Here is a 12,323-nt window from a genome sequence, read left to right as displayed (position 1 = left end):
TTTCGATGAATAAATTATTTTTTAGAATACTTGTTTTGCTTATGAGTTTGTCTCTTATTGGGATAATTCTGGTTCAGGTATTTTGGTTCAACTCTTCGTTCAAAAATAATGACGAACAATTTAAATACCACGTTACCCAGGTAATTGGTAATGTTGCTGATAAACTTGAGCAGCAGGAAGAATATAGTTTTTATGACAAATACAATCGTATAAAAGACAGTACTGGTAAAATCCCTAAGAAAGAAGATTTACTGGAAGTCCTTTATGTGCAAAGAAATACCAAAACAAATAAAACAATTGTTTATTCTAGTACGTTAACTTCTGAAGATTATGATATAAGTGGTTCACTTTTTAATAAAAAGTTCAGTAGTGAAAGGTTTAAAAACTTTAGTTCAAAGCGTGTAACAGAGGTTTATAATAATAATAATGGTATCGATAATAATCCTTTAGGACAAAGTATTATACCAGATTTGAAAATCGAAAAATCAGGAAGCTTAGATATTTTAAATAAAGTACAGCAACAAATTCAATATAAAGATATTGCTTCCTTAACGCCAATTGAAGGAAGAATAACAAAAGAAAAGCTTAATAAATTACTAAAAAAGGAACTGGAAGAATACGGTGTAAAAACCAAATTTGAATTTGGTGTTCTGAATAGTGGTTTGCCAACTAAAGTAAAATCGGATGGGTTTCATTTTGATAAAGATGCAAGTTATCATATTCCGATATATACTGATAATGAAGGGAATAGTAAGTATGAATTGTATATAACGTTTCCTTATAAAAAGAAATTTTTATTGTCAGAGTTATTAAGTATTACAATATTATCAATAGTTTTTACGCTTATTATTATAATTGCTTACACAAGTGCATTAAATCAATTGTTGCGTCAAAAACATATATCTGAAATAAAAACAGATTTTATAAATAATATGACACATGAGTTTAAGACTCCAATTGCTACTATAAATTTGGCACTTGATGCAATTAGAAACCCTAAGATTATTGAAGATAAAGAGAAAGTATTCCGTTATCTGCAAATGATCAGGGATGAAAATAAAAGAATGCATGCTCAGGTTGAAAACGTTCTTCGCATTTCTAAATTAGAAAAAAGAGAATTGGATATTACAAAAGAACCAACTGCAATTCATGATATTATTGATGATGCAATTGAACATGTAAATTTAATTTTAGAAGATAGACATGGAACCGTTGTAAAACATTATAACGCTTCAAGAACTACTTGTTTAGTAAATGAAGTGCATTTTACAAACGTATTGGTAAATATTTTAGAGAATGCCATAAAATATTCTCCAGATGTTCCTGAAATTGAAATTTTTACAGAAAATATCAAAGATATGATTCTGATAAAAGTTAAGGATAATGGTCTTGGTATGAGTAAGATAGCTCAAAAAAGAGTTTTTGAGAAATTTTACAGAGAACATACAGGAGATTTGCATAATGTAAAAGGACACGGTTTAGGTCTGGCTTATGTAAAGCGAATAGTAGAAGATCACAATGGTCAAGTATATGTTGAAAGCGAAAAAGGAAAAGGTAGCACCTTTATAATAAAAATACCATTAATAAATTAAAATATGGAAAATAATAACAAAAGAATACTTTTAGTAGAAGATGACCTTAATTTTGGGGCAGTTCTTAAAGATTATCTAATGTTAAATGACTTTGAAGTTACTTTAGCTAAAAACGGTATGGAAGGTTTCGAAAAATTCAAGAAAGATGTGTATGATTTATGCATTCTTGATGTAATGATGCCTTATAAAGATGGTTATACTTTAGCCAAAGAAATTAGAGAAAAAAATAGCGAAGTGCCTATTATCTTCTTAACTGCAAAATCTATGAAAGAGGATGTATTAAAAGGATACAAAGCGGGGGCTGATGATTATTTGAATAAGCCTTTTGATTCAGAAGTTTTATTGATGAAAATCAAAGCTATTATTCAAAGAAAATCTGCGGATACAAAAGCAGAGCAGGTTCAGTTTGAGTTTAATATTGGTAAATTCCACTTAAATTCTAAACTTAGATTTTTGACTTTCGAAAACGAAGAGCCAATAAAACTATCTCCAAAAGAGAATGAATTACTTAAAATGTTAATTCTTCACGAAAATGATTTAATGCCAAGAGAACTAGCATTGACAAAAATCTGGAGAGATGACAACTACTTTACTTCAAGAAGTATGGATGTTTACATTGCTAAACTTAGAAAATATCTAAAAGCTGACGAAGATGTTGAGATTCTTAACATTCATGGAGAAGGTTTCAGATTAGTTGTTAAAAGCAAAGTAACTGAATAACAAAATTCACCAAACTAATGAAATAGTAAAGCTCTGAGAAATCAGAGCTTTTTTTTCTTTTTATTTTTTAAGAATTTAAGATTTAAATTGCTCATTGTTAATTGTATAGCTTTGGATTTATTGATAAGTTTTGTTGGTGAAAATATTTTTACATGAATTTTCTTAAAATAAATTTGGAAAATCAAAAAACAATTATGAATATTTGCAGACGAAAAAAAATAACCCTATAAAACGAAGAGAAATGTTTGTACTTACATCAACATCACAAAGCTTCACACCAAACGGATTTGGTGCAGCGCTTCTTCGTGGCTTATTTCAATCTTAGAAATTCATTTTTAGATATATAAAAAGCCCGAGGACATTTAGTTTCGGGCTTTTTTTATTCTAGACACTTCAAATTTTCCCGAATAACAGTTTCATTATTTATCCGAAAGGATAAAAGATCAGGTAAGCTTATGTTTTGTTCGAACTTTTCAGTTTTGACGAGCATCGGTTTGCAAAAAAAAACAATAAGAATAATTAAAAATTTATGGGAAATAAATTATCCGGAAAAGACCTGATTAAATTAGGCTTTCCAAAAAACAATTCAATAAACATCGCCTTAGGGCAAATAAACAGATATAGAAAAAGAGAAAAAAAGGAATCCATTCTAACGGAAGCAAAAGAAGTTTTGCTGCATCCTGAAAAGTTTGAAGGAAACGGAACTTGGGGGAAAGTAGCCGAAGGTTTGATAAACCCCGTTCAGGTACGAATGCATCAGTTAAAAAATACACGTGCACCTTTTACCATTTTTGGAGAAAATGAGATTGATCAACAAGCTAAATTTCAGCTTTATGATTCATTAAAATTACCGATTTCAATTGCAGGGGCTTTAATGCCAGACGCACATTCAGGTTATGGATTGCCAATTGGCGGAGTTTTAGCGACAGACAATGCGATAATTCCATATGGTGTTGGAGTAGACATTGGGTGTCGAATGAGTCTTTCGATTTTTGATTTACCAGCCTCGTATTTCAAAGGTAAAGAGCATCAATTAGAAGCGATTTTAAAAGATAATACCAAGTTCGGAATGAATGAAGTTCATGCTTCAAGAGTCGATCATGAAGTTTTTTACAAAAGTGAATTTCAGGATATTCCGTTATTAAAGAATCTTTTGCCAAAAGCGTACAAACAATTGGGAAGTTCTGGGGGAGGAAATCATTTTGTAGAATTTGGAATTGCAAAAATTGATAATCCTGAAAATGAATGGAGATTAGGGCCGGGAGAGTATTTTGCTGTTCTATCGCATAGCGGCTCGCGTGGTTTGGGTGCAAATATTGCCAAACATTATACGTATCTGGCAACCAAACAATGTCCGTTGCCTAAAAATGTCCAGCACTTGGCTTGGTTAGACTTGAATACGCACGATGGTCAGGAATATTGGCTGGCAATGAATTTGGCCGGGGAATATGCAAAAGCCTGTCATGATGATATTCATAGGAGAATAGCTAAATCAATTGGTAAAAGAGTAGTGGTGACAATCGAAAATCATCACAATTTTGCATGGAAAGAATTGGTAAACGGACAAGAATGTATTGTGCACAGAAAAGGAGCAACACCTGCGGCTAAAGGTCAATTGGGAATTATTCCAGGATCTATGACGGCACCTGGTTATATTGTGAAAGGAAAAGGAAATGCTGAAAGTTTAAACTCGGCTTCGCATGGAGCGGGGCGTTTATTTTCAAGAGCAAAATGTAAAAGTACTTTCACGCAAAGCGAAATCAAAAAGGTTTTGAAAGCGCATGATGTCACTCTAATTGGAGGAAACATTGATGAAGCTCCGATGGCTTACAAAGACATTACAAAAGTGATGGGAAATCAAACAGATTTGGTTGAAGTTCTGGGGACTTTTACTCCAAAAATTGTTAGAATGGACCGATAAAAAGAGATTTAAAGTGGAAAAAATAATTCAGATAACAGCAGGTCGAGGACCTGCAGAATGCACTTGGGTTGTTGCCCAAGTGCTTAAAAAAGTTTTAGAAGAAGCACAGGAACAGCAGTTAGAAACTGTTTTATTGCAAAGAGAAGCGGGGCAGCAAAATGGAACTGTTGAAACGGCTTCGATTGCTGTAAAAGGGGAATATGCAGATCAATTTATAAAATCATGGATTGGAACAATTCAGTGGATTGGACAAAGTCAGTTTAGGAAAATGCACAAACGCAAGAACTGGTTTATCGGAGTTTTTGAAATCGAACCACAAAAAAATGGAGCAGTTTCAGAAAATGATATTCAATATCAGGCCATGCGAAGCTCAGGCGCTGGTGGCCAGCATGTAAATAAAGTGAGTTCAGCAATAAGAGCAACTCACATTCCAACTGGAATTGCCGTAGTTTCAATGGATAGCCGTTCGCAACACCAAAACAAAAAACTGGCAACAGAAAGATTATTAAAAAAATTAGAAGACGAAACTTTGCAACAGCTTAAGAATCAAGTTAGTAAACAATGGGGGAATCAGCTCAATATTGAACGTGGAAATTCCGTTAGAGTTTTTACCGGAAGTGATTTCAAAAAAAATAAAGTGGAGAAAAGTTACAAGGGAACTCGTCAGAAATTAAAACAAGATTTACGAAATGAAAACAATTGATAAATACCTTTTTCAGGCTTTGGATAATTATCCGTTTTGGCTTGAAGGAACTATTGAATCTTTAGATTATGCTTTTTCTTACGATGATAAAAATACTATGGTTTTGTGTTTGTATGGAAGAATTCAGGCAGAACAATTATTGAATTATGACGAGGCTAAATCTTATTTTCAGCAGGCTCTAGCCATAAATATTCATGCACTTGAAGTGTATCCGTATTATTTGCAGACTTTAATTTTAAATGAAGATTATGAAGAAGCGCAAAAATTAATTGATTTTGCTTTGACAATAAAAGGAATCAATAAATCTGATATTTATGTGAAGAAAGCTATTCTTTTAGAAACACAGCATCAGTTTAAAAATGCCTTAAAGGAAATTAAGAATGCCAAGCTTTGTACTTTACAATTTTCTTTTGATTCTGATATTACAGAAGTTGAGAAAAGAATTAAAGGTAAAATGGAGTTGTTGAAAAAGAAAAAGAAACAGAAGAAGACTAAAAAAGATTCTAAAAAGAAATCAAAGTGATTTTTAATTTAAATGTAAAAAGCTGTATTTCGAGAAGAAAATACAGCTTTTTTGTTTTCTTATGAATTATTATTTCCAATGCAATTCTAAAGCAAAACAAGTTTTTTCGTTCTTGGTTATGCTGAATGTTGCAGTTGTATGATCTTCGTCTTCACTTTCATGAATAACGACATTATCTTTTAAAGATAACTCTTTCATAAAATTCATTTCAAAGCTTTTTACTTCTTGTTTCAGAATTCTTTTTGGATCGACATGATCGAGGCACCATTCTAAATATTTGACATTATTTACGTGATTTACAATATCCAGATCTGATAAATAAACTGTTTTTTCAAACACAGCTTCTTTGTCGTGATTGATATTGATTTTAGAAAAACCTTCAGAAGTGGCTCTGTTTTCAGGGAATAATTCAAAATGTTCATAGGGTAAAGCTAAAGCTTCCGGACGGCGTAATTGCGTGTTAAAAACGGCCCAATACGTTTCGCATCCTACTATTTTTTTTCCGTTAACATACATTTCTAATGCACGAACAGAACGTGAATTTTCTAGACTATTAATCCATGTTTTTACAGTAACAATATCTTGCCATTTTGGTAACGAATTGATTTCAACGCGCATGCGGCTTAAAACCCAGGCTTGGTGAAATTCCTGCATATCAAAAAAACTGATGCCTCCAACTTCAGAATGTGCTGCTGCGGTTAATTGTAAAATATTACACAAATCGGTATATTTTAAATAACCGTTTGGTGTGCATTGTGTGAAATTGATTTCCCAGTCTTTACTTAAAACTGATGTAAAATTTGGAGATATTGGCATTTCTGAATTTTAGATTTATTTTTAGAGAATAGAATAAAGAGTATAGAAAAAAGACTTTTGATTTTACTTTAGAAGATTTTCTATGTAATTAATAATTTCTTTTCTATCTGTTGCATAGTCAAACCATTTAGTATTTTCATTTCTTTTGAACCATGTTAATTGTCTTTTGGAAAATCTTCGTGTATTTTTTTTGATTTCTTCGATGGCAAAAGGCAATGAAAATTCTCCGTCAAAATAACTAAATAATTCTCTATAACCGACCGTTTGCAGCGCATTTAACGCTTTATTAGGATACAAAGCTTTTGCTTCTTTTAATAGGCCTTCATTCATCATGATGTCAACGCGCTGGTTGATACGATCATAAATTACTTTTCTGTCTGCTTCTAAACCAGTTAAAATAGGAGTGAAGTTTCGGTTGTTTTTCTTCTGATTTAAAAAGGAAGAATATGGTTTTTGAGTTCCGATGCAAACTTCCACAAAACGCATCATCCTTTGCGGATTTTGAAGTGTTTGTGGATTTTCTAAAGTTATTTTTTGAAAATAGTCTGGATCTAAATGTTGCAATTGATCTTGTAAATAATTGATTCCAAGTTTTTCATAATTTGAATTTACTTCAGAGCGAATTTCCTGATTGATTTCAGGGAATTCGTCAAAACCTTTCAAAACAGCATCTACATATAATCCTGAACCACCAATTAAAATGGCAAAATCATTCTTCTGAAATAATTCTTCTAATTTTAAAAGGGCTTCTTTCTCGTAATCACCAACTGTATAATTTTCGAAAATAGATTTGTTTTGAATGAAATGATGTGTTGCTGAATTTAATTCTTCCTGATTTGGAACTGCTGTTCCGATCGTCATTTCTTTAAAAAATTGTCGGCTGTCGCAGGATATTATTTCACAATTGAAATATTGTGCCAAAGCAATACTTAAGGCTGTTTTGCCTATAGCTGTTGGTCCAACAATGGTAATTAAGTATTTCATAGTTCTTTTAGCCCAGATGGGAATGGAAACCCCGGACTTATAGTTGTTCGTTTTTTTTTTAAAGAGCGACCAGCGGAAGCTCCTTGTTATACCTTAAAAAAACAACAAATATAAGGAGGAGTTGTAATGTACAGCTGGAATAGCTTCATAAATTAATTATTTGGTAATTCTGTTCCGCATTCGTAGCAATATTTTGCATTATCAAAGTGGACTTGCGAATTACAGTTTTTGCAAGTTTTCTTTCCGCTTACGGTATTGTTTTTTAGGCTGTTTTTGGCAAATTCAGCAGTTACTATTCCGGTTGGAACTGCAATAATTCCATAACCCAAAATCATAACGAATGAAGCAACAAATTGACCTAAAGGAGTTATCGGTGAAATATCTCCATAACCGACTGTTGTCAAGGTCACTATAGTCCAATAAATGCTGACTGGGATGCTTGTAAAACCACTTTCTTTCCCTTCTATCACGTACATAACAGCACCAATAATCACGGTACTGATCAACACGAAATAGATGAAAACAAGAATTTTTTCTTTACTGGCTTCAATTGCTTCACGCAGCTGTATAGACTGATGTGAAATTTGGGGAATGTGAAGTATTTTGAATAATCGAAAAAAGCGTAAAGCTCTTATGACGGATAAAATACTCGCTCCCGGGAAAAATAAGGATAGATACATGGGTAGTACAGCAAGTAAATCGATAATACCATAAAAGCTAAAAATATACTTTACCGGTTTTTGAATTGAAATAATACGTAAAATATACTCGATGGTAAAAAAAACGGTGATAATCCATTCACAGATAATGAGTTGGGAATGGTATTTTTGGTTGATGCCCTGAACGGTTTCCATCATGACCAAAAGTACACTCAGTAAAATTAATCCGAGTAAAACCAAATCGAAAAGTCTTCCTAGAACGGTGTCTGTTCCGTAAAGAACTACTTTTATTTTTTCTCTAAAGTTTTCGTATTTGGATTTCATTTTTGTCATATTGACTAAGGTAATGAAAATTAGGATATTTTAAAAATGAAGAATTTTGAGTGACTTGCTTTTGCGCATGTAATTCTGAATTATATTTTTTACATCGCGATTGTTTTGCATCGGAATTAGAATGTTTTTTAAGATTTCGATGTTCGTAATCTGATAATTCAAATCGTAAAATGCGTAACCTTTATAAATACCATTTTCGATTAAAACAGCGCTTCGTTCGTTTATATTTCGGCCTCTGTCGATAAGAATCATGCTTTTATTTTCGAAACTGTGCTCAGAGATGAACTGTTGTACTCTTAGGTTATACGTTTCAGGTGAAACTTCGCCAATACAAGCACCATCACATTCTTTTATTTTATATTGAAAACACTCTTTCTTAGTTTGATATAAACCCGTTAATTTTTGGCACAGATAATATTTTGCAGTGAATTTGAAAAGCATATTTTTACCTTCCTGTAAAGAAGCAAACGAGGTAATTTCTTTTTTACGACCATCCGCTTTTTGAAGTTTTAGATTCAAATAGCCATTTGAATCTTTTTCTGCATACAAAGCAAAAGGAAACACCGTTTTTTTCTGTGATCGATTATGTCTCGGTCGGTTTATTTTTACTTCTTCGCTTTCTTTTAAAAGTGCAATTAATTCGCTTCCGGTTTCATCATAGGTTATAGTGAAAACTTCAGCCTGGATTTTTTTACTTTTTGTTGTAATTCCGGTGAAATGTTGATTGACCCTTTTTCTGATGTTCTGACTTTTCCCTATATATATTAAGGTTCCACCTTCGTTATGAATGTAATACACACCTGTTTTAGTTGGCATTTGACCCACTAAATCTAATAATTTTGGAGCAATACCTTTTTCAACTTCCAGTTTTATAAAATCTTTTACAATTGTTTTTTCGAGATCTTTTTCTAACAGCATTTTAAACAACTTTGTAGTTGCCATGGCGTCTCCACTGGCACGATGGCGGTCTGCCATTGGTATGCCAAGCGCACGAACTAATTTTCCTAAACTATAAGAAGGTTGTTCCGGAATTAATTTTTTAGCTAATTCGACTGTACAAAGTGTTCTGGCTTCAAAGTCATATCCTAAACGTCTGAATTCGGTACGTAAAATTCGGTAATCGAAAGAAGCGTTGTGCGCGACAATAATACAATCTGAAGTGATCTCTATGATTCGTTTTGCAACTTCAAAGAATTTAGGAGCAGAACGCAACATAGCATTGTTTATTCCGGTTAATTTCACCACAAAAGGCTGAATCGGAATTTCAGGATTAACAAGACTAATGAATTGATCAACTACTTCATGGCCATCAAATTTATAAATGGCAATTTCAGTAATTCCTTCTTCATTAAACTGTCCTCCAGTGGTTTCTATGTCTAGTATTGCGTACAAATCAAGTATTCAGTGTTCAGTTTTTAGTAATCAGTTTAAAATTTACAATCTAAAATCAGATTATCTTCCTCCAAAGATACTACTTCCAATTCTAACCATTGTGCTTCCGCAATCAATAGCAAGCTGGTAATCTCCAGACATTCCCATTGAGATTGTATTTAATTGTAAATTTTCAGTTTCAATTTTTTGAATTGAATCAAAAATCGATTTCAAATGTGTAAATTCTTTTTTAATTTGGTTTTGGTCATCTGTAAAAGTTGCCATTCCCATTAACCCTAAGATACGAATGTTTTTCATCTCTTTGAATTCTGAGGAAGATAATAATTCATTTAATTCGTTTTCATCCAAACCAAATTTCGATTCTTCTTCGGCAATATATATTTGAAGCAGACAATCAATAATTCGATTGTTTTTTAAACCCTGCTTGTTGATTTCCTGCAATAATTTCAAACTATCAACTCCATGAATCAAACTCACAAATGGTGCCATAAATTTGACTTTATTCGACTGAACGTGACCAATCATATGCCATTGAATGTCTTTTGGCATTTCTTCCCATTTATCCATCATTTCCTGGATTTTATTTTCTCCAAAAATACGTTGGCCTGCTTCGTAGGCTTGCATTAAGTCGGAAACAGGTTTGGTTTTAGAAACTGCAACAAGTGTTACATTTTCTGGTAATGTGGATTTGATTGTATTTAAATTCGATTGAATCGACATGATATTATTTTTTATAAAAATTGCTTAGAGATTTTCTCTGCTTTTTTACTTTCACTATAATCATAAAAACCTTCTCCGGATTTCACTCCTAGTTTTCCGGCTCTTACCATATTCACTAGAAGTGGGCAAGGGGCGTATTTAGGGTTTTTGAAACCTTCGTACATTACGTTCAGAATCGCCAGACAAACATCAAGACCAATAAAATCAGCTAATTGTAGCGGTCCCATTGGGTGTCCCATTCCTAATTTCATTACTGTATCAATTTCATAAACTCCGGCTACTTTATTGTATAACGTTTCGATTGCTTCGTTTAGCATTGGCATCAAAATTCTATTTGCTACGAAACCTGGATAATCATTCACTTCAACAGGAGTTTTTCCTAGTTTTATAGATAAATCCATAATAATTTTAGTCACTTCATCGCTTGTATTATAACCGCGAATGATTTCGACTAATTTCATAATCGGCACCGGATTCATGAAATGCATTCCGATAACACGTTCAGGATGTGCAACAACAGAGCCAATCTGAGTAATTGAAATAGAAGAAGTATTCGTTGCTAAAATGGTATTATGAGAACAAGCTTCGTTTAATTGTTTGAAGATGTTTAGTTTTAATTCAACATTTTCTGTTGCAGCTTCAACAACTAAATCAACGCCAACAACACCATCTTTAATATCTGTATAGGTAATAATATTGGTAATCGTTTTAGCAACATCTTCCTGAGTGATAGTTCCTTTAGAAAGCATTCTGTCTAAGTTGGCAGCGATCGTGGCCATTCCTTTATCTAAAGATTTTTCAGAAACATCAATAAGTTTTACGGTAAAACCACTTTGTGCAAAAGTATGAGCAATTCCGTTACCCATTGTTCCAGCACCAATTACAGCTATAGTTTTCATTTAAATTTAGGTATTATATTTATGATTTTAGCCACGAATTCACCAATTAAATTCGGGAATTCGTGGCTAATTTATTTTTGAAATTATATTTTATTTATCGAAACAATCAATAATCTGATACGCCACACGCAAAGCATCTGTAGCTTGTTCTAAAGTTACAACTGGCGTCGTATCAGTATTAATAGCATTTGCGAAAGACTCTAATTCATCCAGAATTGCATTGTTTTGCTCCACATCAGGATTGGTAAAATAGATTTGTTTTTTTACGCCTTCTGCATTTTGAAGAATCATATCAAAATCTCCAGGAACTTCCGGAGCATCTTTCATACGCACTACTTCACATTTCTTTTCCAGAAAATCCACAGAAATGTAGGCATCTCTTTGAAAAAAACGTGTTTTACGCATGTTTTTCATCGAAATTCTGCTGGCTGTTAAGTTTGCTACACAACCATTTTCGAATTCAATTCGGGCATTGGCAATATCCGGAGTTTCACTAATAACAGAAACACCACTAGCATTGATGTTTTTTACTTTTGAATTTACAACGCTCAAAATGGCATCAATATCATGAATCATTAAATCCAAAACCACAGGAACATCGGTACCACGTGGATTGAATTCTGCCAAACGATGTGTTTCAATAAACATCGGATTTTCGATCATGTTTTTTGTAGCAATGAAAGCAGGATTAAAGCGCTCTACGTGACCAACTTGTCCTTTTACATTGTATTCTTTGGCTAAAGCAATAATCTCTTCAGCTTCTTCTACAGTGTTGGCAATAGGTTTTTCTATAAAGATGTGTTTTCCCGATTTTATGGCTACTTTAGCACATTTATAATGTGAAAGTGTTGGCGTTACAATATCGATTACATCCACAGCATGGATTAATTTTGCAATAGTGTTGAAGTTTTTGTAGCCAAATTCTTTTGAAATTCTTTCGGCATTTTCCTGATTTTCGTCGTAAAATCCAACTAATTCGTATTTGTCAGATTGTTGCAATAAGCGTAAATGTATCTTACCTAAGTGACCAGCACCTAAAACTCCTACTTTTAACATGAGAA

The 12,323-nt window shown here is 32.9% G+C and carries 12 protein-coding genes; 5 read left to right on the top strand and 7 right to left on the bottom strand.

From position 1 onward, the window contains the following. Positions 1-5 precede the first annotated feature (5 nt). The 5 genes from Q7C23_RS13805 to Q7C23_RS13785 all read left to right on the top strand — a co-directional run bounded on the left by Q7C23_RS13805 (position 6) and on the right by Q7C23_RS13785 (position 5,459). The gene (locus tag Q7C23_RS13805; RefSeq protein WP_375033073.1) at positions 6-1,592 is read left to right on the top strand and encodes a sensor histidine kinase; all 1,587 of its coding nucleotides are present in this window, start codon (positions 6-8) and stop codon (positions 1,590-1,592) included. A gap of 3 nt (positions 1,593-1,595) precedes the next feature. Beyond that, positions 1,596-2,312, top strand: coding sequence for a response regulator transcription factor (locus tag Q7C23_RS13800; RefSeq protein WP_099711827.1), 717 nt, complete (start codon positions 1,596-1,598; stop codon positions 2,310-2,312). Between the two features lie 529 nt (positions 2,313-2,841). Then, positions 2,842-4,233, top strand: a complete 1,392-nt coding sequence (locus Q7C23_RS13795; protein ID WP_375033072.1) for an RtcB family protein — start codon at positions 2,842-2,844, stop codon at positions 4,231-4,233. A 13-nt stretch (positions 4,234-4,246) separates the two neighbouring features. Then, positions 4,247-4,936 (top strand): peptide chain release factor H, encoded by a 690-nt coding sequence (gene prfH, locus Q7C23_RS13790; protein ID WP_375033071.1) that lies wholly within the window; start codon positions 4,247-4,249, stop codon positions 4,934-4,936. After that, positions 4,923-5,459, top strand: a complete 537-nt coding sequence (locus tag Q7C23_RS13785; protein ID WP_375033070.1) for a hypothetical protein — start codon at positions 4,923-4,925, stop codon at positions 5,457-5,459. Before prfH ends, Q7C23_RS13785 begins: the two co-directional genes overlap by 14 nt. Positions 5,460-5,528: 69 nt before the next feature. On the opposite strand, the gene Q7C23_RS13780 is transcribed toward Q7C23_RS13785, so the two are convergent. From Q7C23_RS13780 to Q7C23_RS13750, 7 genes are all read right to left on the bottom strand, one after another. Continuing rightward, the gene (locus tag Q7C23_RS13780) at positions 5,529-6,275 is read right to left on the bottom strand and encodes an acyl-[acyl-carrier-protein] thioesterase (RefSeq protein ID WP_375033069.1); all 747 of its coding nucleotides are present in this window, start codon (positions 6,273-6,275) and stop codon (positions 5,529-5,531) included. Positions 6,276-6,338: 63 nt separating this feature from the next. Beyond that, complete coding sequence (gene miaA / locus Q7C23_RS13775; RefSeq protein WP_375033068.1) at positions 6,339-7,259, bottom strand: tRNA (adenosine(37)-N6)-dimethylallyltransferase MiaA; 921 nt, start codon at positions 7,257-7,259, stop codon at positions 6,339-6,341. 152 nt (positions 7,260-7,411) lie between these two features. Next, entirely contained in the window at positions 7,412-8,251 is an 840-nt protein-coding gene (locus Q7C23_RS13770; RefSeq protein ID WP_375033067.1) for an ion transporter, read from the bottom strand. A 30-nt stretch (positions 8,252-8,281) separates the two neighbouring features. After that, complete coding sequence (locus Q7C23_RS13765) at positions 8,282-9,643, bottom strand: exonuclease domain-containing protein (protein ID WP_375033066.1); 1,362 nt, start codon at positions 9,641-9,643, stop codon at positions 8,282-8,284. A gap of 60 nt (positions 9,644-9,703) precedes the next feature. After that, the gene (locus tag Q7C23_RS13760) at positions 9,704-10,363 is read right to left on the bottom strand and encodes a YggS family pyridoxal phosphate-dependent enzyme (protein WP_375033065.1); all 660 of its coding nucleotides are present in this window, start codon (positions 10,361-10,363) and stop codon (positions 9,704-9,706) included. An 11-nt stretch (positions 10,364-10,374) separates the two neighbouring features. Next, a complete protein-coding gene (locus tag Q7C23_RS13755; RefSeq protein WP_375033064.1) occupies positions 10,375-11,262 on the bottom strand; it encodes a 3-hydroxyacyl-CoA dehydrogenase family protein in 888 nt (295 codons plus the stop codon). Between the two features lie 90 nt (positions 11,263-11,352). After that, positions 11,353-12,318 (bottom strand): Gfo/Idh/MocA family protein, encoded by a 966-nt coding sequence (locus Q7C23_RS13750; protein WP_194655712.1) that lies wholly within the window; start codon positions 12,316-12,318, stop codon positions 11,353-11,355. Positions 12,319-12,323 lie beyond the last annotated feature (5 nt).

The organism is Flavobacterium sp. LAR06 (genome assembly GCF_041946075.1).
Taxonomy (GTDB): domain Bacteria; phylum Bacteroidota; class Bacteroidia; order Flavobacteriales; family Flavobacteriaceae; genus Flavobacterium.
Note: the sequence above shows the minus strand (reverse complement) of the source record. Positions and strands in the feature narration are given on the sequence as shown.